A 26,070-nucleotide genomic window follows, 5' to 3' on the forward strand; every position below is an offset into this window, starting at 1 on the left:
AAAATAACGGTTTATGGTTAGGTGTACAAAGTATAAAAATAATGACATGAACAGATTTAATTATATAAGGAAACGTCATGATTAAACGTTGTCTATTTCCTGCAGCGGGGTACGGAACTCGTTTCCTTCCTGCTACTAAGTCTATGCCCAAAGAAATGATGCCGGTGGTGAATAAACCACTTATTGAATACGGTGTCGAAGAAGCTATCCAAGCTGGTATGAGCGATATGTGTATCGTAACTGGTCGTGGTAAGCACTCGCTTATGGACCACTTTGATAAGAACTATGAGCTTGAACATCAGATCATGGGCACTAGTAAAGAATCTTTGTTGGATGATATCCGTGGCTTAATTGATTCGGCTAGTTATACATACATTCGCCAGCGTGAAATGAAAGGCTTAGGTCACGCTATTCTGACTGGTCGTGAATTGGTTGGTGATGAACCATTTGCTGTCGTTTTGGCTGATGATTTGTGTGTAAACGAACAGCAGGGGGTGCTGGCGCAGATGGTTGAGCTGTATAAACAGTTTCGTTGTTCAATAGTAGCCGTTCAAGAAGTGCCTGAATCAGAAACTCACAAATATGGCGTTATTTCTGGTGAGATGATCAAAGACGATATCTTCCGTATTGATGACATGGTTGAAAAGCCAGAACCGGGTACAGCGCCGAGCAATCTTGCTATTATTGGCCGTTACATTCTTACTCCAGATATCTTTGATTTGATTGAGCAAACGGAGCCAGGCAAAGGCGGTGAAATCCAGATTACCGATGCGCTTTTAAAACAAGCTCAGTCAGGCTGTGTGCTTGCTTATAAGTTCAAGGGACAGCGTTTTGATTGCGGCAGTGTAGAGGGCTATATCGAAGCGACTAACCATTGTTACGAAAACTTCTACAAAAAAGCGCCAAGTGCAGAACTTGCTAAAAAGCCGACTGTAAAAGTAGTGGAAGAAAAAGAAGCTGAAGCGGTTTAATCGATATTTGTTAGGCATGTATATGAGGAGCTAGGTATTTAATGCCTAGCTCTTTTTCTTTTTACAATAGAAATTTTTGCATCACTAGGTTGGGCTCAAGAATGAGTTCAAAAGAAGCTTTTTTTCAGCTCTGATCCTCCTACCTGCTACCTTTCTTGATCTTCCACTACAGTTTTGACTGTAAACTGTAGTAAAATTACGCTAATTTGTTTTTATACCGATTTATTTTGAATTGAACGAGGTCAGTCCTATGTCAGCTAAGAAGCCTATGGCTCTAGTGATTCTTGACGGTTACGGTCACCGTGAAGACACAGCAAACAACGCAATCGCGAATGCAAAAACTCCATTTATCGATAGCCTGTTTGCTAACAAACCAAACACACTAATCTCTGCTTCTGGTATGGATGTAGGCCTACCTGACGGTCAAATGGGTAACTCAGAAGTTGGTCACACTAACATCGGTGCTGGTCGCGTTGTATACCAAGACCTAACTCGTATCACTAAATCTATCGCTGACGGTGAGTTTGCTGAAACGCCAGCTCTAGTAGAAGCTATTGATTCAGCGGTTCAAGCTGAGAAAGCTGTACACATCATGGGTCTAATGTCTCCAGGTGGCGTACACTCTCACGAAGACCACATCTACGCAGCAGTTGAAATGGCTGCAGCACGTGGCGCTGAGAAGATCTACCTACACTGCTTCCTAGATGGCCGTGATACACCGCCACGTAGCGCAGAAAGTTCTCTACAACGTTTCCAAGATCTGTTCGCTAAACTAGGTAAAGGCCGTGTGGCTTCTCTAGTTGGTCGTTACTACGCTATGGACCGTGACAACAACTGGGATCGTGTTCAAGTAGCTTATGACCTTCTAACTTTAGGCAAAGCGGAATTCACAGCAGACTCTGCAGTTGCAGGTCTAGAAGCAGCGTACGCTCGTGAAGAGAATGACGAGTTCGTTAAAGCAACGGCTATCAAAGCTGAAGGCGAAGAAGACGCAGCTATCGTTGACGGCGATGCAGTTATCTTCATGAACTACCGTGCTGACCGTGCTCGTCAAATCACTCGTACTTTCGTACCTGATTTCGACGGCTTCGAGCGTGAAGTGTTCCCAGCAATCAACTTTGTAATGTTAACGCAATACGCAGCTGACATCCCGCTAGCTATCGCATTCCCACCTGCGTCTCTAGAGAACACATACGGTGAGTGGCTATCTAAGCAAGGCCAAACTCAGCTACGTATCTCTGAAACTGAGAAATACGCGCACGTTACATTCTTCTTCAACGGTGGTGTTGAGAACGAATTTGAAGGTGAAGAGCGTCAACTGGTGGCTTCTCCAAAAGTGGCGACTTACGACCTACAACCAGAAATGAGTTCTACTGAGCTAACTGAGAAGATGGTTACAGCTATCAAGTCTGGTAAGTACGACACTATCATCTGTAACTACCCTAACCCAGATATGGTTGGTCACACTGGTGTTTATGAAGCTGCAGAAAAAGCTATCGAAGCAATGGACGAGTGTGTTGCTAAAGTAACAGCAGCTATCGAAGAAGTAGGCGGTCAAATGCTGATCACTGCTGACCACGGTAACGCAGAGATGATGGTAGACCCAGAGACAGGTGGTATCCACACTGCTCACACTAACCTACCAGTACCTCTAATTTACGTTGGTGACAAAGAAGTTGAGTTCAAAGAAGGCGGTAAACTGTCTGACCTAGCTCCAACTATGCTTTCTCTAGTAGGTCTAGAAATCCCATCAGAAATGACGGGTGAAGTTCTGGTTAAATAGCTTTCGAGTACTTGAACAGTACACAAAATACTGAGAGCCCGCGCCTTGTTGTGCGGGCTTTTTTGTATCTATAGGGCACATGGCTTACTGAGAGAGAGTCGACTTACGAGGCGTCGATCACGATTTAGAACAATGTTATTGATGCAAATCTGTGGTTTTATCTATCTCATACACCTATCGCTTGTGGTAGAATCTCGGCCACCATACGTGAGTTGCTTATGAACATTTGCGGTAGCATTGTTACCTAATTCGCTTACCCACTTAGATTGTTGGCTTAAGTTATTGTGTGGGTTTATCTGAGACGGAACCATAAGCTACAGCCAGTTAATGAGAACATATAATGATTGAAAATAGAAAGATAAAAATTGCAGTAGTTGGCTGTGGTCGTATTTCCAAAAATCACTTTGGTTCAATTCTGCAGTTGAGCTCTGAGTATGAGTTGGTTGCTGTCTGTGATAACAACCCTGAAGTACTTAAGGCTCATAGCGAACAATATGGTGTCAAAGGATATGCTTCAATTGATTCATTACTCGCGGAAGAATCTATAGACGTTGTAACTCTGTGTACACCAAGTGGGTTGCATGCCTCGCAAGCTATTAAAGCGGCTAGAGCGAAAGTGAATGTCATTACTGAGAAGCCCATGGCAACAAAGTGGGAAGATGGTTTGGCAATGACTCGTGCTTGTGATGAAGAAAACGTGCGTTTGTTTGTGGTAAAACAGAATCGACGTAATTCCACTTTGCAGTTGTTAAAGCGCGCTGCTGATGAAAAGCGTTTTGGTAAAATTCACATGGTTCACATGAATGTTTTTTGGACTAGACCGCAAGACTATTATGATCGTGCTGCTTGGTCAGGTACTTGGGATATGGATGGAGGAGCATTCATGAACCAAGCGACTCACTATGTAGATTTATTACACTGGATCGTTGGGCCAATTGAAAAGATACATGCAATGACCTCTACACACCGTGATATCGATGTAGAAGATACTGGTGTGGTTAATATTAAATGGCGAAATGGTGCCTTGGGGTCGATGGCTGTAACTATGTGCACATACCCTAAAAACTTAGAAGGTTCTATTACTATTCTGGGCGAAAAGGGAACTGTTCGTATAGGCGGTGTTGCCGTAAATGACATCCAAGAATGGCAGTTTGATGATGAGCGAGATTATGATGCTGATATTGAAGCTGCGAATTACCAAACATCTTCAGTATATGGTTTTGGTCACCCTCCATATTTTCAAAATGTTGCTGATGTTTTACGAGGGAAAGCTGAACCAGAGACAGACGGACGTGAGGGGTTAAAATCACTTGAGTTATTGATCAGTACTTATCGTTCAGCCAGAGACAATAAAGAAATCGGCTTACCACTGAATTTATAATTATCAGAGAAAGAAAATGACATTAGATAACCTACATATCGGTATTATTGGTTTGGGTTACGTAGGCCTTCCTTTAGCTGTGGAGTTTGGTAAAAAATATTCGACAGTCGGTTTCGACATCAACCAATCTCGTGTGGCTGAGCTGAGCTCAGGTGTAGATTCAACTTTGGAATGCTCAGCAGAAGAGCTCCTGTCTGCGCCACTTCTTACATATACGCACCAACTGTCTGATATTAAAGGGTGTAATTTTTATGTTGTAACGGTTCCAACCCCAATTACTGATGATAATACACCTGATCTGACTCCGCTCAAAAAGGCATCCGAAGCTCTAGCTGAAGTACTAATAAAGGGTGATATTGTAGTATTCGAATCTACGGTTTATCCCGGCGCAACTGAAGAAGTGTGTATACCAATTATTGAGAAGTGCTCTGGCCTTGTTTTTAACAAAGATTTCTATGCTGGCTATAGCCCAGAAAGAATAAACCCAGGTGATAAAGTCAACCGTTTAACTACGATCATGAAAATCACCTCTGGTTCTAACGAGCAAGTGGCTGATTTCGTTGACTCAGTCTATGGATCTATTATTGATGCGGGAACGCATAAAGCATCTTCTATTAAGGTCGCGGAGGCTGCAAAAGTCATTGAGAATACGCAGCGTGACTTGAATATCGCCATTATCAATGAGTTTGCCAAAATATTTAATAAATTAGATATTGATACTGAAGAGGTACTCAAAGCTGCGGGAACAAAGTGGAACTTTTTACCCTTTAAGCCTGGTTTGGTTGGGGGACACTGTATTAGTGTTGATCCGTACTACTTAACACATAAAGCTCAAGAAGTAGGTTACCGACCAGAAGTCATTCTGGCAGGGCGTCGTATCAATGATGGTATGGGTGAGTATGTGGCCACTCAATTGGTTAAGAAGCTAGCGAGTCAAAAAATACATATCGATGAAGCTAAAGTTTTGGTGATGGGTTTTACTTTTAAAGGTGATTGTCCAGATGTCCGAAATACAAAAATCATAGACATTATTAGAGAACTTGAAGATTTCAACATGACGGTTGATGTATACGATAGTTGGGCATCTAAAGAAGAAGTCCTCCATGAGTATAACATCCCACTGCTTGAGGAGCTAAAAGTAGGTGAGTATGATGCAATCGTATTAGCCGTTGATCATAGCGAAACAAAGGCCATGGGGGTTAGTGAATTGCGTAAACTAGGCAAAACTAAGCATGTGCTGTATGACGTGAAGCATGTTCTTAATATCGGCGATGCTGATATTCGTTTGTAAGCTACGAGAAGGAGCAATTTGCTCCTTTTATTCTCTTTATTGTGGATTAAGAAAGAAAATAATGACATTTTTTAAACATGAAACTGCAATCATAGACGATGGTGCACAAGTGGGTGCCGATAGCAGAGTATGGCACTGGGCTCATGTTTGCAGCGGCGCTAAAATAGGTGCAGGAGTATCTTTAGGTCAGAATGTATTTGTAGGCAATAAAGTTACAATTGGTGATAAATGCAAGATACAAAATAATGTCTCGGTCTATGACAATGTTCATTTAGAAGAGGGGGTTTTCTGCGGCCCTAGTATGGTTTTTACTAATGTATACAACCCTCGTTCTTTAATAGAAAGAAAAGATCAATACCGCGATACAGTGGTGAAAAAAGGTGCAACTTTAGGCGCAAATTGCACGATTGTTTGTGGTATTACAATTGGTGAGTTTTCTTTCGTTGGTGCTGGTACGGTTGTCAATAAAAATGTCAAGCCTTTTGCTCTTATGGTTGGTGTTCCGGCCAAGCAGATTGGTTGGATGAGTGCTTACGGCGAACAACTAAATCTACCATTAGATGGTAACGGTGAATGTATTTGCCCGGATACGGGCGACTACTATGTGTTGAAAGGTGGCCAAGTTTCCAGAAAAGAAGCGCGTACAATATTGAATGGCGGCAAAAGTTAACATGCAATTCATAGATTTAGAAACTCAATATAAAACCCTTAAGAAGAAAATTGATACTCGAATTCACAATGTGTTGGACCATGGCAAGTACATCATGGGGCCGGAAGTATTTGAGCTTGAAGAGAAGCTAGCAGAATATGTCGGTGTTAAACACGCAGTTACCTGTGCAAATGGGACTGACGCATTAACGCTGGCGATGATGGTTTTAGATATAAAAGAAGGCGATGCTGTTTTTTGCCCAACTTTTACGTTTTTTGCAACCGCTGAGACAGTAGCATTTGCAAATGCTACACCGGTATTTGTTGATTCGGATGAAGCGACATTTAATATCTCCCCTAAAGACCTCGAGAAACAGATTCAAAAAGTACTCAAAGCAGGTAACTTGAAACCGAAAGCAATCATCTCGGTTGATTTATTCGGTTTGCCTGCCAATTATGCAGAGCTTCGAACGGTAGCTGATAAGTATGATTTAAAAATTATTGAAGATGCAGCACAAGGCTTTGGTGGCTCTATTAACGGAAAGATGGCTGGCTCATTTGGTGATATTGCTACAACAAGTTTTTTTCCGGCTAAGCCGCTAGGTTGTTATGGCGATGGTGGTGCTGTATTTACTGATAATGATGAGTATGCTGATTTATTGCGCTCTTACCGTGTTCACGGTAAGGGGGCAGATAAGTACGATAATATACGTATTGGAGTAAATAGCCGTCTAGATACTATCCAAGCTGCTATTTTGCTAGAAAAGCTAGCGGTGTTCCCTGAAGAGTTAGTCAGTCGTAACAAAGCTGCAGACAATTACAAAGAGGGGCTGCCACGCCACTTAATCACTCCATATGTTCCAAAAGGTTATGTCAGCTCATGGGCTCAATATACAGTTCGTAGCGACAGACGTGATCAAGATATGAAAGCTTATCAAGAGCAAGGCATCCCAACCATGGTTTACTACCGAACTTGTATGCATCAACAAACGGCATTTGCTCACTTGGGCTATCAAATCGGTGATTTTCCAGTGGCTGAAAGATTGTCGCAACAAGTATTTAGTTTACCTATGCATGGTTACTTAGGATTGGTAGAAGAATGAAAAAAATACTAACTGTTTTTGGTACTCGGCCCGAAGCAATAAAAATGGCTCCTCTAGTAAGAGCTTTATCTGAAGATAACCGGTTTGAAGCAAAGTGTTGTGTAACAGCTCAACATCGCGAAATGTTAGATCAAGTTCTAGAGATATTTGACATTACTCCGGACTATGACCTTGATTTGATGAAAGCAGGTCAGACACTAAACCAGGTTACAGCGACAATCTTAACCAAGTTAAAGCTTGTATTAGAAGAGTTTGAGCCAGATGTGGTTTTAGTTCATGGAGATACAGCTACTACATTTGCTGCAAGCCTGGCGGCCTATTATGAACAGATCCCAGTAGGGCACATCGAAGCAGGACTAAGGACGGGAAACATCTACTCTCCTTGGCCAGAAGAAGCAAATCGAAAATTAACAGGAGCCCTGACTCAATTTCATTTTGCTCCGACCAATAATTCACGAGAGAATTTAATTCGAGAGAATTATTCTGAAGATGATATTACTGTTACCGGAAATACAGTAATTGACGCTTTGTTGATGGTTAAAGAAAGCCTTGACACCAATCGTGATCTCAAAAATGAACTAACGAATAGCTTTCCTTTTATTGATAAAGATAAAAAACTTGTGTTGGTAACAGGTCATCGTAGGGAAAGTTTTGGTGGGGGCTTTGAGCGTATCTGTGAAGCGATTGCAAAGGTAGCAACAATGCACCCTGAAGTTCAAATCGTGTACCCTATGCACCTCAACCCTAATGTTCGAGAGCCTGTCAATCGTATTTTAGCTGGTATAGATAATGTGTTTTTGATTGAACCTCAACAATACCTGCCGTTTATCTACTTAATGGGGCAATCTCATATTATTTTGACTGATTCTGGCGGAATTCAGGAAGAAGCTCCTTCTTTAGGAAAGCCAGTACTTGTTATGAGAGATACTACTGAGCGACCAGAAGCTGTAGAAGCAGGTACTGTAAAACTCGTCGGTACAAATGTGGACGTAATTGTCTCCAGTATTCATGAATTATTAACCGACGAAACGGCATACCAAAAGATGAGTTTTGCACACAACCCTTATGGGGACGGTAAGGCTTGTGAAAGAATTTTGACTAAATTAGCGCAGTAAATAAACAGAACGAAGGGGCAAGATATGTCTTTTGAGACTATTTCAGTTGTAGGTCTTGGTTATATAGGGCTTCCCACTGCAGCAATGTTTGCATCTCGAAAAAAGAAAGTAATTGGAGTTGATGTAAACGTTGATACGGTTGATACGATCAATAAAGGTGAAATTCATATAGTAGAACCTGACTTAGATATGATTGTTCACGCCGCTGTAACAGAAGGGTACCTAAAGGCAGTATTGACCCCTGAGCCTGCAGACGCATTTTTGATTGCAGTACCAACCCCATTCAAAAGTTGTGATGAAAAAGGAAATATTCCTGAGCCCGACTTGAAGTTCATACAAGCCGCGGCCATAGCGATTGCGCCGGTTTTGAAGAAAGGCAACCTAGTAATACTAGAGTCAACTAGTCCGGTTGGTGCTACCGAATTATTGGCTGGATGGCTTGCTGAAGAAAGGCCTGACTTGACATTTCCTCAGCATAAGGGAAGTGATGCTGACGTTAATGTTGCTCATTGTCCAGAGAGAGTTCTGCCTGGGCATGTAGTTCGTGAGCTTGTAGAAAATGATCGTGTTATTGGTGGCTTATCCACACGTTGCTCTGAGAGAAGTGTAGAGCTTTACAAGACCTTTGTGAAAGGTGAATGTGTTCAAACTAATGCTCGAACTGCCGAGATGGCTAAATTGACTGAAAATAGCTGTCGAGATGTACAAATTGCTTTTGCAAATGAGTTATCTATTATTTGCGAACAACTTGATATAGATGTCTGGGAGTTAATTGATCTTGCAAACCGTCACCCAAGAATTAATATCCTTCAACCAGGTCCTGGAGTTGGAGGACACTGTATTGCAGTAGATCCATGGTTTATTGTGTCGAAAACTCCAAATGAAGCTAAAATCATACATACCGCACGTCAAGTTAACGACTTCAAGCCACGTTGGGTCATTGACAAAGTAAAAGTAGCGATTGCAGATGTTCTATTAGAAAACCCAGAGAAACGAGCAGAAGACGTTACTATAGCTTGCTATGGTGTTGCATTTAAGCCCAATATTGACGATTTACGGGAGAGCCCTGCTTTGTCGATCTCAATGGAGCTCGACAGTATTCATTCAGGAACGGTCTTGGTTGTAGAGCCCAATGTTCATCGATTGAATCTAACCAGAGGTGGGATAGAATTAGTTGATTTTGAATATGCGTCTACACAAGCAGATATCCACTTGCTTTTAGTGGATCACAATGAATTTAAAGTTATGAGACCCGATAGAGGTCTTGTTCTAGATATGAAAGGCATTTGGAAGTAGCTATGCTAAACAATAAGACAGTATTAATTACCGGTGGCACCGGCTCATTCGGTAAACAGTTTATAAAGACTATTCTTGAACAATATTCAGATGTAAAGAAGATAATCATTTTTTCACGTGATGAGCTGAAACAGTTCGAGTTGAAGCAAATGTATCCTGCACAAGACTACCCTCAGTTGAGGTTTTTTATCGGTGATGTTCGTGACCGAAACCGTATGGTACAGGCTTGTGAGGGAGTCGATGTAATCATTCATGCCGCAGCAATCAAGCAGGTAGATACTGCAGAATATAACCCGACAGAATGTATCCGAACGAATGTCGACGGCGCTGAGAATGTTATTCATGCAGCTTTACAGTGTGGTGTTAAAGATGTTGTTGCATTGTCGACGGATAAAGCTTGTGCCCCAATTAACCTTTATGGCGCAACTAAGTTAGCTTCTGACAAACTTTTCTCTGCGGCTAACAATATCAAGGGTTCTAAAGATATTCGTTTTAGTGTTGTTCGTTACGGCAATGTAATGGGTTCTCGAGGCTCTGTAATTCCATTTTTCATGAGCAAGCGCGAGGAAGGTGTGCTACCAATTACCCACGAAGAGATGACTCGTTTTAACATTTCATTGCAAGATGGAGTTAATATGGTGATGTACGCTTTAGAGAACCACCTGGGGGGAGAAATCTTCGTACCTAAAATTCCATCCTATAAAATTTTAGATATCGCAGAAGCTGTTGCGCCAGGCTTAGAGACAAAAGTTGTGGGGATTCGTCCTGGTGAGAAACTCCATGAAGAAATGATTACGGACACGGACTCTTTGAATACGATCGATCTAGGTGAGTACTATGCCATTTTACCATCAGTATCATTTACCTATACTGAAAGTGAGTATCTAGACCATCATAAAGCAGAGAAAGTACCGTTCGGCTTTAAATACAACTCAGGTACAAACACTGAATGGGAAACTATAGAAAGCTTGCGTGAACTGATCAAAGAGCACGTTGATCCAAACTTTACAGTGTGAGGCTCAACGTGATTCCTTACGGTAGACAAGATATCAATCAACAAGATATTGACAGTGTGTTGGATGTTTTAAAATCAGACTTTTTGACGCAGGGACCTCAAGTTCCTGCATTCGAGAATGCTTTGATTGAACATACTGGAGCAGAACATGCTTTGGCTGTGAATAGTGCCACTTCTGCATTGCACATAGCTTGCCTAGCTTTAGGCTTAGGTCATGGAGACTGGCTTTGGACATCTCCGATTACATTTGTGGCATCCGCAAATTGCGGTTTGTATTGTGGCGCAAAAGTGGACTTTGTCGACATTGACCCGAATACATACAACATGTGCCCAAAACGACTTGAAGAGAAGTTAATTACAGCAAAAGCTGAAGGTAAGTTACCGAAAGTCGTCGTGCCCGTTCACTTATGTGGACAGCCTTGTGACATGGAGTCAATTGCGAAACTAGCCAAAGAGTATGGCTTTAAGGTCATTGAAGATGCTTCCCATGCTATTGGTGGTCAATATCATGAACAGCCAATCGGTAACTGTGAGCATTCTGATATTACAGTGTTCAGTTTCCACCCCGTAAAGATCGTTACAACGGCTGAAGGTGGTGCTGCATTAACTAATCAGAAAGATCTGGCTGATAAAATGGCTTTGTTACGTAGCCATGGTATCACTCGAGACCCTGAAATGATGACGGAAGCATCTCATGGTGGTTGGTATTACCAACAGATTGATTTGGGGTTCAACTACCGCATGACAGAACTTCAAGCTGCATTGGGTGTAACTCAAATGCAACGACTTGGAGAATTTGTTGCAGCGCGCCATGCGTTGTCTAAACGTTATACTCAAATGTTATCAAAACTACCTATAGTACTTCCTTATCAGTTGGAAAATACTTACTCAGGTTTGCATTTGTTCGTTATTCGTCTTGAGTTGGATAAAATATCAAAAACGCACAAACAAGTATTTGAAGCACTTCGTGAGCGAGGAGTAGGGGTGAACCTCCATTATATTCCTGTACATACTCAACCTTATTACCGAAATATTGGTTTTACCATAGGCGACTTTCCTCAGGCAGAGCGTTATTACCAAGAAGCCATCTCACTCCCAATGTTCCATACAATGACCAAAGAGCAACAAGATGAAGTGGTAAGGGTTTTAACTGAAGTTTTAGCCTCATGAAAATAGCGTTAGGTACAGTTCAGTTTGGCTTGAACTATGGTGTGACTAATTCAGAAGGGCAAGTTTCTTTAGACGAAATCGGATCAATGCTCGAACTTGCTAAGCAAGGTGGTGTTTCTGTTATTGATACAGCTATAGCTTATGGTGATAGTGAAACTACCTTAGGGCAATTTGACCTGTCTCCTTTTTCTGTGGTTTCAAAGATACCAAGTCGAAAAGATTACAGTGAAAGTATAGAGAAGTCAGTCTCAGAATCTCTGAAAAGACTAAATATCGACTCATTATATGGTGTCATGTTGCATGATGAAGGTGATGTTTTCAGTGAGAACAATAAGCTTTTGAACGAACTGAGAAGTTTACAAGAACAAGGTCTAATTCAGAGAGTTGGTGCTTCATTTTATTCTCCCGAGATAGCGTTTAAAGCTATTGATGAGGGCATTGTTGATATTATTCAAGTTCCAGGTAATCAATTAGACTCTCGGTTCTGCCAGTACGGTGTCTTCGATAAAGCAGTGAGTAAAAATGTTGAAGTGCACGTTCGCTCTTTGTTTTTACAAGGATTGTTAGCTATTAATGACCACAAACGACCTATTAGCTTTCAAAAGCATCCTGATTTAATTAAATATGATAAATATGCTAAAGAATCTGGATTGTCTAACTTGGAACTAGCTTTACTTTATTTAGAGCAAACAGAAGATATAGACATTGGTGTATTAGGCTTTGTGAATGCTCAGCAACTAAAAGAAACATTAATTGCTTACAAAGCCATTAGAAAGAAAAAAACGGAGTTGAGACCAACACTCTCATCTTGTGATGATATTTTGCTAAATCCATCGAAATGGTAAAGGTTTTTGAATATGTCGGTTATTGCTATATTACAAGCTAGAGTATCTTCTTCAAGATTACCAAGTAAAGTACTGCGTCCAATCTTTGATAAACCAATGTTACATTACCAAGTCGAACGTGTCTTACAAAGTAAATTGATTGATAAACTCATTATTGCAACATCTGAAAATCCTGAAGACACGCCTCTTGAAACACTTGCACAGAGTCTTAATGTAGAATGCTTTCGTGGTGATTTAGATGATGTGTTAGATCGATTCTACCGTGCTGCCGCAGTTCATTCGCCAAACCATGTGGTTCGGTTAACGGGAGATTGTCCGTTAATAGATCCTAATGTTATTGATAAAATTATTGAACATCATTTGCTATCTAAAGCTGACTATACTTCGAATGCAAACCCTCCAACATACCCAGATGGTTTAGATGTAGAAGTTATGAAGTTCTCTATTTTAGAACAAGCCTTTCAAAAGGCTGTTCTTCCATCAGATAGAGAGCATGTCACACCTTATATTCGAAAGCAGACAGATAGCTATCATTTAGAGAATGTAACTCATACTGAGGACCTTTCTAATCTCAGATGGACGGTTGACGAACTAGATGATTTTAAGTTTGTCGAAGAAATTTATAGTCGGCTATATAATGATAACTCTCAGTTCTCAATGAATGATATTTTGTCTACATTGAAAATTGAGCCAGAATTGGCAAAAATTAACTGTAAATACCTTCGAAATGAAGGGTATCTTAAATCGTTAAAAAACGATCTTTCTTGTTGAGATAAAACTATGTCAAGTAGATATAAAAAGTCAGAGCAATTATTAGATAGAGCATTAAAGGTAATACCTCTAGGATCTCAAACTTTTTCGAAAAGTATTACGCAATTCCCTTTAGGTGTGTCTCCGTATTTTGCCAAAAAAGGTAAAGGCTCAAGACTTTGGGATGTAGATGGCAATGAGTATATTGACTTTATTAATGGATTATTGAGTGTTTCCATTGGGTATTCTGATCCTGATGTAACTTCATCAGTAAAAGCACAGCTTGATAATGGCGTTACATTTTCAATATCTAACGAATTAGAGATAGAAGTAGCTGAAAAATTGATTGACTTAGTACCTTGTGCTGAAATGGTTCGATTTGGTAAAAACGGTACTGACTGTACTTCTGCTGCAATTCGCTTGGCAAGAGCATATACAAAAAAAGAGATTGTTTTAGTCTGTGGTTACCATGGGTGGCAAGATTGGTACATAGGTTCTACAACGAGAAACCTAGGTGTTCCAAAAACCACACAGTCGTTAACTAAGACTTTTATATATAATGACATAAAGTCTTTTGATACTTTGATTGAAGAATACAAAGGTCAAATTGCTGCAGTTATTATGGAACCAATGAATGTAGCCTACCCTAATGAAGGCTTTTTAGAGCATATTCGAACTGTTACAGAAAATGAGAATATTGTAATGGTTTTTGATGAAACAATTACTGGTTGTCGATTTTCAAAGGGTGGAGCACAAGAGTTATTTGGTATTACTCCAGATTTAGCTACTTTTGGTAAAGGTATTGGTAATGGTTTTCCTCTTTCTGCGGTGATGGGGAAGAAAAAGATAATGTGCTTAATGGAAGATATATTCTATTCTGGTACTTTTGCTGGTGAGACCTCATCACTTGCAGCGGCAACAGTAGTTCTTGATAAAATTAAGAATGAGAATGTTTGCGAACACTTAGTAAAAGTAGGTAGTTATCTAAAAAGCGAAGTGCAAGCTTTAATTAACTCATATGGTTTAGAACAGCATGTCGACTGTATTGGACATCCATCATGGTCTTTCCTTACATTTAAAGATATCGGCAGTATTACTTCATTTGAAATGAAAACTCTTTATATGCAAGAAATGTTCAAATCAGGAATTCTATCTTTTGGTACGCATAATTTAAGTTTTTCACATACGATTGATGATGTAGACCAATTACTTTGCGCATATAAAGATTTTTTTGGATTACTAAGTGAATGTATTGAACTTGGTAATGTGAGCAATAGCCTAGAGTGTCAAGTATTGGAACCATTATTTAAAGTGCGATGAATATTATTATAAGAGTAGATGCCTCAACCCATATAGGAAGCGGGCATGTCATGCGATGCTTAGTGTTAGCTAAAGCACTGAAGGAAAAAAAACATTCTGTATCTTTTGTATGTCGCACTCAACTAGGCGACATGATCGGTTTTATCCAAGATCAGGAATTCGATGTTGTTTCCTTAGGGTATGTTACTCCTGAAGTTGAGCCTACACATAGTGCTGACTATCTTGCGTGGTTACAGTGCTCTGTAGAGAAAGACGCAAAAGATTTTTTATCGAAAATTAGTGACGCAGACATTGTAATAACAGATCACTATGCGATTGGAAAAGAATGGCAATCCATTATCCGAAATACACTAAATTGTCGTATCATGGCAATTGATGATTTGGCGAGAGAGCATGATGCTGATTTAGTGTTAGATCAAACGTTAGGTCGCGAGAAAGACGCATATGCTAATATAGAGCATGTACTTACTGGCACTAAATATGCGCTGTTGAATTCATACTTCCCAGCATTACGTGAGCAAGCATGCAAAAGGATCACTCCGCAGGGGGATGTAAAAATTCTTGTGAGTATGGGCGGAATTGATGCTCCTAATGCAACATTAGCCGTTTTAGCGCAGCTATCAACTTTGGAGAATATCGAGGTAACAGTATTATTGAGTCCAAGATCTCCTCATTACATTAGTGTTAAATCATACTGTCAAACCAAGCCCAACATAAAACACATTGACTTCGTAAGCAACATGGCGCATGAAATGGTGAACCATGACATTTCTATCGGAGCTCCCGGAACAACATCTTGGGAGCGGGCATGTTTAGGTTTGCCTAGTATTATTATTCCGCTAGCAGATAATCAAGTTGATAACTGTGTTGCATTAGTTAAAGCTTCAGCTGTAAAGTTGGTTGATTTTAATTCCATTGGTTCAAATCTCGTACCATCTTACCAAGAATTAATCGATGATTACGAGGTTTATGTTAAGTGCAATTTAGATATTTGTGATGGTTTGGGTGTTATGAGGGTCGTTAATGAAATTGAGAAAAATCATCAATCGAGTATCACTTTAAGATCTGCAGCTATTGAAGATATAGATATTACTTATCAATGGCAATCTACCCCATTAGTAAGAAAGTATTTCAAACATCCAGAAGTGCCTACTCGAAATGAACATCGAAAATGGATGCTTAAAGTAATTAAGAATATATATATTGATTTGTTTATTATTCAAAATGATGGTGTTGATGTTGGAAGTGTAAGAGTTGACAAAAATAAGTCTCTAAACAATGGTGAAATTTCTATTCTTATTGCTCCTGAATTTCATGGACTTAACTTTGCCAAGCGAGCACTTATTGAAGTCAAGAAAAAATATAGTTCATATACATTGACAGCATTCGTCCATATAGACAATCAACCTTCACAGCACCTTTTCGAGAGTTCAGGATTTACTCGTTTAGATGAAAATAATTTTGTGTGGTATTCAAATGAATGATAAATATATCTTTGCATCGTCAAAAGAGTGGTGTATTTCAGAGTATGAAAAACACTTCTCTGGGAATGAAAACTGGCATTTAGTGACATCTAGAGAAGAGTTGACAGAAGATTTATTACAAACGGTAAACCCTAGATTTATATTTTTTCCTCATTGGAATTGGTTTGTCCCAGATGAAATTACAAATCAATATGAATGTGTTTGCTTCCATATGGCAGATGTACCATATGGAAGAGGGGGAAGCCCTCTACAGAACTTAATCGTTAGAGGTCATAAGGAAACCAAGCTTTCAGCATTAAAAATGGTAAAAGAGCTAGACGCCGGGCCTGTATATAATAAAGTGGATTTGTCTCTGTCAGGTTCAGCTACCGAGATTTTCGCAAGAACTGCACCGAAGGTGACAGAACTGATTAATGATATTATTAGCAATGAGATAGTACCTAAACCACAGATTGGCAAGGTTGTTAACTTTGATCGTAGAACTCCAGACCAAAGTGAGATTCTAAATTCAATGGATATTGATGAAATCTATGACTTAATAAGAATGCTCGATGCTGAAACTTACCCTCATGCTTTTATAGATATTGGCCTACATCGTATTGAGTTTACGAATGTACATAAAAGTGACAATAGTAATTTGACTGCCAATGTAACGATTACTAGAAAGTAGGATAGATATGAACTCTATATTAATTGTCACCGCACATCCTGATGATGAAGTTTTTGGTTGTGGTGGTACTATTGCACGGCATATTAGTAATGGCGACAAGGTCGCTATTCATTTTATGACAGATGGTGTTTCTGCTCGTGATTACGATAATAGTGTTGAAGCTCAAATCAGAAAAGAATCAGCGCTCATTGCACTCAATGAGTTAGGTGTAGATGCCGATAATGTTACATTCGGTGATTTTCCTGATAATCAAATGGATACGGTCCCTCTAATTAAAGTTGCCAAATCAGTTGAAGAGTCGCTTGCCAAAGTTAAACCTAGAATTATATATACGCATTTTTCTGATGATTTAAATGTTGATCACAGAATCACACACCAAGCGGTGATGACAGCTTGCCGTCCTCAAAGTCACTCAACAGTAAAAGAAATTTACTGTTATGAGGTTATGTCGTCAACAGAATGGAATTCTCATAGCCAAAACAAGTTTAACCCAAATAAGCACATAAATATTGATGACTTTTGGAGTAAAAAATTGGCAGCGCTGAATGCATATAGTCGGGAGTTGAGGGCTTTCCCTCATAGCCGTAGCATAGAAGCTATTGAAGCATTAGCTATATGGCGGGGAGCTAGTGTTGGTTTAAATAAGGCTGAGGCATTTCAAATTGAAAGGATAATAGAAGTATGAAAAACGAAGTAGTAATTGATGGACGTAGAATTGGCATCGGGCATGCTCCTTATATTATTGCCGAGCTGTCAGCAAATCATAATGGTGACATAAATCGTGCTTTTAAAATAATGGAAGAGGCTAAGAAAGCTGGCGCGGATGCAATCAAAATCCAGACATATACACATGATACCATGACTATTGATCATGACTCTGATGAGTTCCAGATTCATGGTGGATTATGGGATGGTCAAAGTTTATATGAATTGTATAAAGGTGCTCACTTACCTTGGGATTGGAATAAAATCCTTTTTGATAAAGGTAAAGAGTTAGGTATTACAGTTTTTAGTAGTCCATTCGATTGTACAGCAGTTGATCTTCTCGAAGAGCTTAATGCACCAGCCTACAAAATAGCATCGTTTGAACTTGTCGATCATGCGCTTATTGCTCGTGTAGCACAAACCGGCAAACCAATGATTATATCGACGGGCATGGCAAACGACACCGAAATTCAAGAAGCTATCGATGTTGCAAAAGCCAACGGTTGTGAGCAACTTATCGTTCTTCATTGTGTTAGTGGTTATCCAGCTCCGGCCGATCAATATAACTTAAGAACTATTGCCGATATGCATTCACGTTTTAATGTATTATCTGGTTTGTCAGACCATACGATTGATAATGCAACAGCAATAACATCAGTGGCTCTAGGCGCCTGTTTAATTGAGAAACACGTAACACTTGATCGGTCTGGAGGTGGACCTGACGATAGCTTCTCTTTAGAGCCTAAGGAACTTGAGGCATTGTGTAGAGATACGAAAACCGCGTGGGCTTCATTGGGAAAAGTGAACTACGAACGAACAGAAGCAGAAAAGGGCAATGTGAAGTTTCGCCGCTCACTTTATGTTGTGAAGGACATTAAGGCCGGAGAAATTTTAACAGACGAGCATGTTCGAAGTATTCGACCAGGCTATGGTATGTTACCTAAATATTATGGATATGTAGTTGGTAAAAAAGCAGCGGTCGATATTCATAGAGGAACAGCACTATCTTTTGACTATATAGAAAACTAATTGACTATTGTATATTATTTTTCGTAAGTTAAGTATATGGTTTTAGATTGGATAAATGGACTAATTAAGAATTGTTATTTGAATTTATGCTAATATTCAAAAGGTTGAATTCGATTTGATCTTTTTTAGGTTTTAGGTGATCTGGTTATTACTATGAATTATTAAGTCTTAGAATATTGCTGTTATGTCATCGTGCTTCCCCATATCACGGAATGGCGATGACAAATAACTAATGTTATTTGCATATCCTTATTCTCTTAAAATGGCTATCAAAATTATAAGCGATCGCTATTACTAACATTAGGGTTCTGAAATTTCTATGCCTACGGTCACTCCCGTCTGGTGTTGTTTGACTTTTAGTCAGTTATTGAGAATGAATTTTACTCGAGTGTTCGCAGTCCTAAAACACACGCTCAGCGCGTAAAAGCGTTTCAAGTGCGTAGGATCTCATTTTCTAAGTCAATAGGACTTGGTGAAAACTTACGTGTAACGTACTATGAACTGGGAAGTAGTACCAACTTCCCAGCGCAGTTTCGAGTGTATTGAAGCACTGAAAGCAACACATAACATAGGGTGTACTGAATCATTTTACGTAAGGATACTAGCGTAACTTTAATTCGTGACCGCTAGATGCCATTATAAGTTAAAGGTATCTTTTTAGAGAAATAAATATGAAAAATATCGATGTATTAAATTTAGAGTGGTCATTTAGCGAACGTGATGCACATATAGTCGCTCCTGTATTAGCATACTTAGAAGAGCAAGGTCTTAAGTGTGTAAGTGCAGATATATTTAATGGACTCGAGTATTTATGCCGGTATAGGCCAAAAATCTTATTAATATCTAATTTTGGTGGTGCTATTATCAATGATAGTATATGCCAACTTGCTAATAAACTAGGTATCAAGGTTGTTTCTTTAATTTCTGAAGGTAACCTTAGAGAGTCATCAATAGAACAGATGACGTGGGGTAATAATAAAAACAAGGTTGCATATTTCGACCTATACTTGTTATGGAGTGAGCGAAGCCGAAATCTAGTCAACCAATATTATCCAGAAATTAATGATCGTTTACGAGTTACTGGACATACGGGAATGGACAGATACTCGATTTTCCCCAAATATAGTAAGAATTTGTTTTTGGAAAATGAGTTTCCCCAACGAGAACTATCGACTAAAATTGTTGGTTTAGCTGGTTGGGGGTTTGAACTATTCTGTGAAAGTGAAAGATATAATAGTAACAAAGATTATGTGATGGATTCATATGGCACTAGTCAAGTTGAATTTTTCCGTCAGGATTTTGTTAAAATTAAAGAGTTTTATCGAAAGGTTATTAATAATAATCCAGACACTGTATTTATTCTAAGAAGGCATCCTGGGATCGATCAGGAAGAATTTTGTGAGTTCAATGAATTACTTGATTGTGGCAACGTGTATTTTTCTCAGCCTAGGGAAGATAAATACAAGTTACAAGATCTAATATCTGTAAGTGACGTGTGGGGTGGTTACGAAACAACTACCAACCTTGAAGCTTGGCTTATGGGGAAGGATACATTTTTGGTTAACCCTTCAGGATCAGATTTTATTAGAGACGCTCTATTTAAAGGAAGTGTTGTTTATGAAGATAGACACTCATTCGAATTATATATAAATGATGGTTTTTCACACCCTTCAGTTACTAAAGAGAATCAAGCTATTGGTTTTAGAAAGGATATTATAAAGAGTGTCATTGGATATAGTGACGGATTAAATTATCAAAGGGCTGGAGAAGAAATACTAACTTTGCAAAAGTTAGTTAGTCATTATCCATCCTATAATAATTTCGATGTTCTTGAAGGACAAGCACTAAGGTTGTTTAAACAAAAATTGCTTAATATTGATTTCTTAGCGAAGTTTTTCAATTTAAGATGTCGAGATAATAACCACGTTAAAGAGCTGAAAAATGATTATATTCAGGCTCTAGGGTTAAAATAGTAAACCATGTTTAGTAAGATCGCAAAGCACTCATCGAGATACTTCTCTTCGTCGTTAATCAGTGCAGCAGCAGCATTTCTAATGACGAAATATTATACTGTTACGTTTACACCAGCTGATTTTGGAATAATGACGATGTACTTGGTAATGTTCGAGTATGTTGTTACATTTAGTACTTTATCTTCAGAAGGAAGTGTTTCTAGAAAAGTCTTTGACTATGATGAGGAAGAAAGGCATAGATACTTAAGTACAATTTTATGGTTTTACATTGTCTTAATTACGCTTTCTTTAATTGTAGGTGTTTTGTTATCTGATATTATTTCTGAGTGGATATCACCTGGCAGTTTAGATGTTTATTATATAGTCCTGTTTTCTGGTTTTTCCGCAGCTCTGGTCAAATTGTACTATTTTATATTATCTACTAGCCAAAAGTCTAAACCCATTTTAAAAGGAAGTTTGATAAATACTGGAACAATGCATCCAGTTGCCATAATATTAATATCAATATTTAAACTTGATTATGTGGGAAGGTTTATAGGTCTTTTACTAGGTTCTCTGTTCCAATTATTTTATTTTATTGCTAAGTCAGGGCAAGAAAAAGTTTTCAATCTGCAATTTTATTTTGACTATCGATATTTAAAGGAAACGCTAATCCTAGCCACTCCTACAATATTTTCTGCTGTACTTGGCTTATTGTTTATCTATTTGGACAGAGTTTTCTTAAAACATTATCTTGGTGATACATCGGTTGGTTTATATGGTTTAGCTTTGATTATTGGTAAGTTGCTAAGTCTTGTCATTGAATCACTGTCGACGGCTTTATTTCCAGTAACAATTAAGGGACTTAATGACAATTATGATAATGGAATAAAAGAAGTACAAAATTTTTCTATTAGATATTATATAGCCCTGTTATTTTGTTCTGTTGTTTTAGCTCTTAGTTCACCTTTATTAGTGAAGCTTATATCTAGTGAGGAATATTCAGGTACAGCAGATGTTAGTCCACTAGTTTTACTTGGGATAGCGATGGCTGGTTTCTACAAAATTCCATCTATGCTTCTAAGCTATCATAAGATTGTATGGTTTTACCCTATTCTTACAATCGTATCTTTTGGTGTTAATGCATATCTGAACTATATGCTAATCCCGAGTTTTGGGGTTGTTGGAGCTGGTATATCATCATTAATAGGATATTTTATATATTCATTTACGCTGCAGTTGTTTTGCTTTAAATACTACACATTTGATTATAAAAAGATTGTTTTATTTATATACTTCTTATCAATTTCAATCTCGTCAATTTTTGTTTTTTATTTGGTGTAAGGTGGGTAGATGGAAATAAATATATATAAACCCAAGCGATTTTTGGACATTAAGAATCCAGAAGAGTTAGAAAATCTACTTTTCAATTCTTCTTACGAATGGCAATATGCTTCAAATGGAAAATCGTGTATTTACCATATACTGAAGTCACTTAATGTTAAGCATATACTTCTCCCTGTTTATTCTTGTGATAGTATTCTTAAGACTGTTAACTCCTTGGGAATTAATTCTTCATTCTATGATGTTAAATTAGACGATTTAAACCCTTGTGTAGTATCTATTGCTAAAAAATTAAATGAAAATACTGATATAGATGCTATTTTAGCCGTTAGCTTATATGGTAACCCGGCCAACTTTTCAGGGATACTTAAGATCTTGAACAGTTTAGAAAGACAAGGTCGAAAAGTTAACTTGATCGATGATGCAGCACAAGCCTATGGAGCAGTATGTTCAAACGGCTATATTGGTACATTAGGGGATGCAGGATTCTTTTCATTCTCTCCAGGTAAACCAACATCTGGACCTTTTGGAGCGTACTTTTGGACGTCGAACCCCAGTTATAGCTTTGTTAAAACTCGACATCGCATTTATAGAAGACTGAAATGGTATACCTTTAAAAAAAATCGTTATTATGTAGATGAAGCTTCACCTAAGTTAGTTGATAAAATATTAACAAGAGTAACTGAGTTACTACCTAGAGCCTTTTTTGATATTAAGTTTGACCTCCCTGAGGATTTTGAACTAATGATTCATAGACAAGTTCTTACAGCGAACCTTGATAAGAATAAAAGAGGAGATAAACTATCTGAGCTGGAAGCTATAATCTCAAAATCTAATAGTATCTACACAATAAAAAGAGAGGATGGTGCTAATTCTTATAAACTTGTGTTGATAGTAGATCAAATTAGAACAAAAGATCGTTTATGTTATCATTTAGATAATAGTAACATCTACTATAGTAATGGCTATTGCCCTCAAGATGTTAATTTGTCAGATTGTCCTAACATGAAATCATTGTTCGGTAGAATAATTGAAATGCCAATAGACGACGATACTGATAAGCATCAGTATATGAAATTGTTTTTCAAAAATTGGATAAAATCACATGACAGTTAATAAGAAAATATATTTTTTCACACGTAGTTATATACCAGAGTTTCAAGGTGGAGGAGCTATTGTTCGTGATCAAACAGTTCAACTCTTGAGGGATAATGGTTACGATGTGAAGATTGTTCTCTTCACATTTAATGAAGATATGTGGATAGACTCTCCTGACGTGATACCTATACCGATCGAGCGGAAATGGATGCGATTTTGTACTGCATTAGAGCACCTGGGCGTATTGGATGATTATTTATCACCTTGGGTTAAAAATTCGGCTCTTAAGTTGTCGAAAATAATAAATTCTAACGATTTATTATTTGCCACCTCAGGCGGAGAGTTAGGCTGCATTCAGCTTGCAGTTAAATTAAAGGAAATGACAGGTGCAAAGTTATTAGTCAATCTTCATGATCCAATAGATTATACATCCGTTATGGGAATGACTATTCCTGGTCGTTTACATGTTAATAGAAATAAAGTCACAATTCAGTATTTGTCAAAATCTGATGCAATAGTTACCTCATCAAAATACTATGCGGATGACTTGAAAGCTAAACTGAATAATAATATTGTTATAAGAAATTGGTACTTTGGCTTCTTTGGTCAACCAGTAAGCTTTACGAAAAAAAACAAATCAGGTGATAATTTTAATTTAGTTTATGCGGGAAATATGAATAATATACAGCGTCCGCAAATAATTATAGAAGCATTGATTGATAGCGATATATTTAATAAGATTAATTTTCACTTCTTTGGAAGTGGAATCAATAGTTTAATTATAAAGTCATACAGTGATAAATATGAAAATGTATATTTTCATGGTCAGAAATCACAATGTGAAATACATGATTTTTATTTGAAATACGCTGATGCAGGATTTATTCCTCTTATTGGTGATTACTTCAAACCTTTCGTTCCTTCAAAATTATATGACTATATAAAGTTTGGTCTACCAAGTCTAGGTTTTTTACCTGATGGAGATGCAAGAAATATAATTAATGATAATTTGTTAGGTTGTGCCGTTGGGGAATTTAACGAAATTTCACAGGTTCTTGAAACTTGGATAAATGACATGTCTTCATATTATGAAATTAAAAATAGTATTGAGGATCGTAAGTTAAGTTGGTCGATATATAATACATCTACATCACTGCTTGAAACAATTAAAGAAATTCAATCATGAGAAAATTCAACAATCACTTCTTTTCAAAAAATGAATACTTGAAAAATATTTCTAAAGAATATGGACAATTGACGTACAAAGGGGTTAGTGTTTCTTATTATATTGTAAGGAAAGGCATTTTCTCAAAATTGGTTTTTACCTCACCTATTCTTTCTTCTTTTGGTAATCCTATTGATATTAAAGGTAATGAGCATACTGTTCATAAAATAATTGAACATGCAAGAATGTTAAACGTCGATTATATTGCGCAGCCAATGGCTCATGTTTATTTTGATATGATTCCTAAAGGTGCTATTGGTGTGAAATGGAGTAGCCCAATTGTATCTCTTAGTGGAACAGATGATGAAATATTAGCAAGGATGCATAAAAAACATAGAAATGTGATTCGGAAGGCGGAAAAAACAGGCATATCAGTTAATTTCAACGCCCAGCTTGAAGACGTCCATTCATTGATTAAAGAAACAATGGATAAGCAAGGGCGTGCTGCTGTATCTAAGAGTTTATTGGAGAACCTGAGGCGTGACTGTACCGAGCAAGTTATGTTTGTTTCCTGTCATTTTGGTAATGAGATCCAAGGTGTGGCTGTAGTACCGTTTGATGCAAATAGTGGTTACTATCTTTACGGTGGAAGTTGTGATAAAACACAACCTGGTGCTTTAAACTATATGCATTATAGAATAATGCTAGAGCTTCGCGCTAAAGGGATAGAAAACTACGACCTTATGGGGTATAGACTTGGAGGTACGAGTGATGAAAAGATCATCGGAATCCAACGGTTTAAGATGAGATTTGGCGCCGAGTTAAGCGATGGTATGACTTGGAAGTATGTACTCAACAAAAAGAAATACGCATTCCAAAGTTTTATTTTTAAGGTCCAAAGTTTTTTTAAAGGAAAACCTTTTTGTGGTGATGTAATAGATCAAGGAAATTCATTCAATGAGTGATTATAGTGTTTTGACATTTGACTACGAACTTTTCCTTGGAAGTTCGACCGGTTCCGTAAAAAACTCGCTCATTAAACCTACTGATAGAATTATTGACATTTTCCAGAAATATAACGCCAGAGGTATTTTTTATGTTGACGCAGGATACCTTCTAAAGCTTAAGGAATATAATAGTCCCGACCTAGATTTAATAAAGAATCAATTAAGAACACTAATTGATATTGGAAGTAGTGTTGAGCTGCACATTCATCCTCAGTGGATAGATGCTGAGCTTAATGAAGGTGTTTGGACATTTACTTCCTTTGACAAGTTTAGATTGCATAGCCTAGAAAGAAGCGAGTTAACGAGTTACTTTATTAAGTGTAAAGATACCTTAGAGGAGTTAACTGGGAAAAAAGTACGTTCTTTCCGAGCTGGAGGTTGGTGCTTACAACCTTTTGAACACGTAGTGGAAGCTTTTGAGCAGGCTGGCATTGAGCTAGATTCTTCAGTAACACCCGGTTTAGAAAAAAACAATTTACCTCATCACTTTTTTGATTTCAGGGGAGTTGATAATCGGGGAGTATACCGTTTTGAAAATGATCCATGCGTTGAGGTTTTATCCGGGAATTACCAAGAGATGCCTGTGACTACCCATAAACTTTTTGGTGTTACTTTGTTGATTAATGCTATATTGCTTAAGTTTTATGACAATCAGATATTCGGTGATGGGCGAGGGTTGTATCAACCTGATACGCTAAAAAATAAGTTTTTTAGAATATTTAAAACAAACATTCGAACACTATCTGTTGAAGGGTTATTTCCGTTACTTTTTAATAGAGTTCTTAAAGTTGAGCTTAATAAAAATAGGAATCCATTATGTCTAGTCATGCATCCTAAAACATTAACGGAGTTGTCTTTACGAAATATGGAATATATTTGTAAAATTACAACTACGCTCAACATCGAGAAAATTTTAGATAAAGATTAA

The 26,070-nt window shown here is 38.1% G+C and carries 23 protein-coding genes; all 23 read left to right on the forward strand.

The genetic code is table 11. The features are described from left to right. The first annotated feature begins 77 nt into the window (after nucleotides 1–77). Nucleotides 78–971, forward strand: a complete 894-nt coding sequence (galU, locus tag OCV50_RS00990; protein ID WP_261903476.1) for a UTP--glucose-1-phosphate uridylyltransferase GalU — start codon at nucleotides 78–80, stop codon at nucleotides 969–971. A 250-nt stretch (nucleotides 972–1,221) separates the two neighbouring features. Then, nucleotides 1,222–2,754 (forward strand): 2,3-bisphosphoglycerate-independent phosphoglycerate mutase, encoded by a 1,533-nt coding sequence (gene gpmM, locus OCV50_RS00995; protein ID WP_261903477.1) that lies wholly within the window; start codon nucleotides 1,222–1,224, stop codon nucleotides 2,752–2,754. 340 nt (nucleotides 2,755–3,094) lie between these two features. Further along, the gene (locus tag OCV50_RS01000; RefSeq protein ID WP_261903478.1) at nucleotides 3,095–4,135 is read left to right on the forward strand and encodes a Gfo/Idh/MocA family protein; all 1,041 of its coding nucleotides are present in this window, start codon (nucleotides 3,095–3,097) and stop codon (nucleotides 4,133–4,135) included. Nucleotides 4,136–4,151: 16 nt separating this feature from the next. Beyond that, nucleotides 4,152–5,426: a Vi polysaccharide biosynthesis UDP-N-acetylglucosamine C-6 dehydrogenase TviB gene (gene tviB / locus OCV50_RS01005; RefSeq protein ID WP_261903479.1), complete on the forward strand. Its 1,275-nt coding sequence runs from the start codon at nucleotides 4,152–4,154 to the stop codon at nucleotides 5,424–5,426. 61 nt (nucleotides 5,427–5,487) lie between these two features. Further along, nucleotides 5,488–6,096: an acyltransferase gene (locus tag OCV50_RS01010; RefSeq protein ID WP_261903480.1), complete on the forward strand. Its 609-nt coding sequence runs from the start codon at nucleotides 5,488–5,490 to the stop codon at nucleotides 6,094–6,096. Between the two features lies 1 nt (nucleotide 6,097). Then, complete coding sequence (locus OCV50_RS01015; protein ID WP_261903481.1) at nucleotides 6,098–7,177, forward strand: DegT/DnrJ/EryC1/StrS family aminotransferase; 1,080 nt, start codon at nucleotides 6,098–6,100, stop codon at nucleotides 7,175–7,177. After that, nucleotides 7,174–8,292 carry a non-hydrolyzing UDP-N-acetylglucosamine 2-epimerase gene (gene wecB, locus OCV50_RS01020; RefSeq protein ID WP_261903482.1) on the forward strand — a complete coding sequence of 373 codons (1,119 nt, stop codon included), beginning with the start codon at nucleotides 7,174–7,176 and terminating at the stop codon, nucleotides 8,290–8,292. Before OCV50_RS01015 ends, wecB begins: the two co-directional genes overlap by 4 nt. 24 nt (nucleotides 8,293–8,316) lie before the next feature. After that, on the forward strand, nucleotides 8,317–9,588 hold the full coding sequence (gene wecC, locus OCV50_RS01025; RefSeq protein WP_261903483.1) for a UDP-N-acetyl-D-mannosamine dehydrogenase: 1,272 nt from the start codon (nucleotides 8,317–8,319) through the stop codon (nucleotides 9,586–9,588). A gap of 2 nt (nucleotides 9,589–9,590) precedes the next feature. Then, nucleotides 9,591–10,604 (forward strand): UDP-N-acetylglucosamine 4,6-dehydratase (inverting), encoded by a 1,014-nt coding sequence (gene pseB / locus OCV50_RS01030; protein ID WP_261903484.1) that lies wholly within the window; start codon nucleotides 9,591–9,593, stop codon nucleotides 10,602–10,604. Continuing rightward, nucleotides 10,601–11,773, forward strand: coding sequence for a UDP-4-amino-4,6-dideoxy-N-acetyl-beta-L-altrosamine transaminase (gene pseC, locus OCV50_RS01035; RefSeq protein WP_261903485.1), 1,173 nt, complete (start codon nucleotides 10,601–10,603; stop codon nucleotides 11,771–11,773). Before pseB ends, pseC begins: the two co-directional genes overlap by 4 nt. After that, nucleotides 11,770–12,618 (forward strand): aldo/keto reductase, encoded by an 849-nt coding sequence (locus OCV50_RS01040; protein WP_261903486.1) that lies wholly within the window; start codon nucleotides 11,770–11,772, stop codon nucleotides 12,616–12,618. The genes pseC and OCV50_RS01040 overlap by 4 nt, the downstream gene beginning before the upstream one ends. Nucleotides 12,619–12,630: 12 nt before the next feature. After that, nucleotides 12,631–13,389: a glycosyltransferase family protein gene (locus OCV50_RS01045; protein WP_261903487.1), complete on the forward strand. Its 759-nt coding sequence runs from the start codon at nucleotides 12,631–12,633 to the stop codon at nucleotides 13,387–13,389. Nucleotides 13,390–13,398: 9 nt separating this feature from the next. Further along, on the forward strand, nucleotides 13,399–14,688 hold the full coding sequence (locus OCV50_RS01050; protein ID WP_261903488.1) for an aminotransferase class III-fold pyridoxal phosphate-dependent enzyme: 1,290 nt from the start codon (nucleotides 13,399–13,401) through the stop codon (nucleotides 14,686–14,688). Next, on the forward strand, nucleotides 14,685–16,172 hold the full coding sequence (gene pseG, locus OCV50_RS01055; RefSeq protein WP_261903489.1) for a UDP-2,4-diacetamido-2,4,6-trideoxy-beta-L-altropyranose hydrolase: 1,488 nt from the start codon (nucleotides 14,685–14,687) through the stop codon (nucleotides 16,170–16,172). Before OCV50_RS01050 ends, pseG begins: the two co-directional genes overlap by 4 nt. Continuing rightward, nucleotides 16,165–16,842, forward strand: a complete 678-nt coding sequence (locus OCV50_RS01060) for a hypothetical protein (protein ID WP_261903490.1) — start codon at nucleotides 16,165–16,167, stop codon at nucleotides 16,840–16,842. The genes pseG and OCV50_RS01060 overlap by 8 nt, the downstream gene beginning before the upstream one ends. 7 nt (nucleotides 16,843–16,849) lie before the next feature. Further along, nucleotides 16,850–17,527 carry a PIG-L deacetylase family protein gene (locus OCV50_RS01065; RefSeq protein ID WP_261903491.1) on the forward strand — a complete coding sequence of 226 codons (678 nt, stop codon included), beginning with the start codon at nucleotides 16,850–16,852 and terminating at the stop codon, nucleotides 17,525–17,527. Then, nucleotides 17,524–18,576 carry a pseudaminic acid synthase gene (gene pseI / locus OCV50_RS01070; protein WP_261903492.1) on the forward strand — a complete coding sequence of 351 codons (1,053 nt, stop codon included), beginning with the start codon at nucleotides 17,524–17,526 and terminating at the stop codon, nucleotides 18,574–18,576. Before OCV50_RS01065 ends, pseI begins: the two co-directional genes overlap by 4 nt. Before the next feature lie 671 nt (nucleotides 18,577–19,247). Then, nucleotides 19,248–20,549 carry a BFO_1060 family glycosyltransferase gene (locus OCV50_RS01075; protein WP_261903493.1) on the forward strand — a complete coding sequence of 434 codons (1,302 nt, stop codon included), beginning with the start codon at nucleotides 19,248–19,250 and terminating at the stop codon, nucleotides 20,547–20,549. Nucleotides 20,550–20,555: 6 nt separating this feature from the next. Then, nucleotides 20,556–21,872 carry an oligosaccharide flippase family protein gene (locus tag OCV50_RS01080; RefSeq protein ID WP_261903494.1) on the forward strand — a complete coding sequence of 439 codons (1,317 nt, stop codon included), beginning with the start codon at nucleotides 20,556–20,558 and terminating at the stop codon, nucleotides 21,870–21,872. A gap of 9 nt (nucleotides 21,873–21,881) precedes the next feature. Beyond that, a complete protein-coding gene (locus OCV50_RS01085) occupies nucleotides 21,882–22,988 on the forward strand; it encodes a DegT/DnrJ/EryC1/StrS family aminotransferase (protein ID WP_261903495.1) in 1,107 nt (368 codons plus the stop codon). Continuing rightward, the gene (locus tag OCV50_RS01090; protein ID WP_261903496.1) at nucleotides 22,978–24,156 is read left to right on the forward strand and encodes a glycosyltransferase family protein; all 1,179 of its coding nucleotides are present in this window, start codon (nucleotides 22,978–22,980) and stop codon (nucleotides 24,154–24,156) included. The genes OCV50_RS01085 and OCV50_RS01090 overlap by 11 nt, the downstream gene beginning before the upstream one ends. After that, entirely contained in the window at nucleotides 24,153–25,100 is a 948-nt protein-coding gene (locus OCV50_RS01095; RefSeq protein ID WP_261903497.1) for a GNAT family N-acetyltransferase, read from the forward strand. The genes OCV50_RS01090 and OCV50_RS01095 overlap by 4 nt, the downstream gene beginning before the upstream one ends. After that, a complete protein-coding gene (locus OCV50_RS01100) occupies nucleotides 25,093–26,070 on the forward strand; it encodes a polysaccharide deacetylase family protein (protein WP_261903498.1) in 978 nt (325 codons plus the stop codon). Before OCV50_RS01095 ends, OCV50_RS01100 begins: the two co-directional genes overlap by 8 nt.

It is taken from the genome of Vibrio fortis (assembly GCF_024347475.1).
GTDB classification, from domain to species: Bacteria; Pseudomonadota; Gammaproteobacteria; order Enterobacterales; family Vibrionaceae; genus Vibrio; species Vibrio fortis.

Coding starts and splice junctions, on each gene's coding strand:
- OCV50_RS01045 (WP_261903487.1), top strand. CDS start 12,631: ATGTCGGTTATTGCTATATTACAAGCTAGAGTATCTTCTTCAAGATTA.
- gpmM (WP_261903477.1), top strand. CDS start 1,222: ATGTCAGCTAAGAAGCCTATGGCTCTAGTGATTCTTGACGGTTACGGT.
- pseB (WP_261903484.1), top strand. CDS start 9,591: ATGCTAAACAATAAGACAGTATTAATTACCGGTGGCACCGGCTCATTC.
- OCV50_RS01010 (WP_261903480.1), top strand. CDS start 5,488: ATGACATTTTTTAAACATGAAACTGCAATCATAGACGATGGTGCACAA.
- wecB (WP_261903482.1), top strand. CDS start 7,174: ATGAAAAAAATACTAACTGTTTTTGGTACTCGGCCCGAAGCAATAAAA.
- OCV50_RS01095 (WP_261903497.1), top strand. CDS start 24,153: ATGAGAAAATTCAACAATCACTTCTTTTCAAAAAATGAATACTTGAAA.
- OCV50_RS01050 (WP_261903488.1), top strand. CDS start 13,399: ATGTCAAGTAGATATAAAAAGTCAGAGCAATTATTAGATAGAGCATTA.
- pseI (WP_261903492.1), top strand. CDS start 17,524: ATGAAAAACGAAGTAGTAATTGATGGACGTAGAATTGGCATCGGGCAT.
- OCV50_RS01040 (WP_261903486.1), top strand. CDS start 11,770: ATGAAAATAGCGTTAGGTACAGTTCAGTTTGGCTTGAACTATGGTGTG.
- OCV50_RS01000 (WP_261903478.1), top strand. CDS start 3,095: ATGATTGAAAATAGAAAGATAAAAATTGCAGTAGTTGGCTGTGGTCGT.
- OCV50_RS01065 (WP_261903491.1), top strand. CDS start 16,850: ATGAACTCTATATTAATTGTCACCGCACATCCTGATGATGAAGTTTTT.
- OCV50_RS01075 (WP_261903493.1), top strand. CDS start 19,248: ATGAAAAATATCGATGTATTAAATTTAGAGTGGTCATTTAGCGAACGT.
- tviB (WP_261903479.1), top strand. CDS start 4,152: ATGACATTAGATAACCTACATATCGGTATTATTGGTTTGGGTTACGTA.
- OCV50_RS01085 (WP_261903495.1), top strand. CDS start 21,882: ATGGAAATAAATATATATAAACCCAAGCGATTTTTGGACATTAAGAAT.
- OCV50_RS01100 (WP_261903498.1), top strand. CDS start 25,093: ATGAGTGATTATAGTGTTTTGACATTTGACTACGAACTTTTCCTTGGA.
- OCV50_RS01090 (WP_261903496.1), top strand. CDS start 22,978: ATGACAGTTAATAAGAAAATATATTTTTTCACACGTAGTTATATACCA.
- OCV50_RS01080 (WP_261903494.1), top strand. CDS start 20,556: ATGTTTAGTAAGATCGCAAAGCACTCATCGAGATACTTCTCTTCGTCG.
- wecC (WP_261903483.1), top strand. CDS start 8,317: ATGTCTTTTGAGACTATTTCAGTTGTAGGTCTTGGTTATATAGGGCTT.
- OCV50_RS01060 (WP_261903490.1), top strand. CDS start 16,165: ATGAATGATAAATATATCTTTGCATCGTCAAAAGAGTGGTGTATTTCA.
- galU (WP_261903476.1), top strand. CDS start 78: ATGATTAAACGTTGTCTATTTCCTGCAGCGGGGTACGGAACTCGTTTC.
- pseG (WP_261903489.1), top strand. CDS start 14,685: ATGAATATTATTATAAGAGTAGATGCCTCAACCCATATAGGAAGCGGG.
- OCV50_RS01015 (WP_261903481.1), top strand. CDS start 6,098: ATGCAATTCATAGATTTAGAAACTCAATATAAAACCCTTAAGAAGAAA.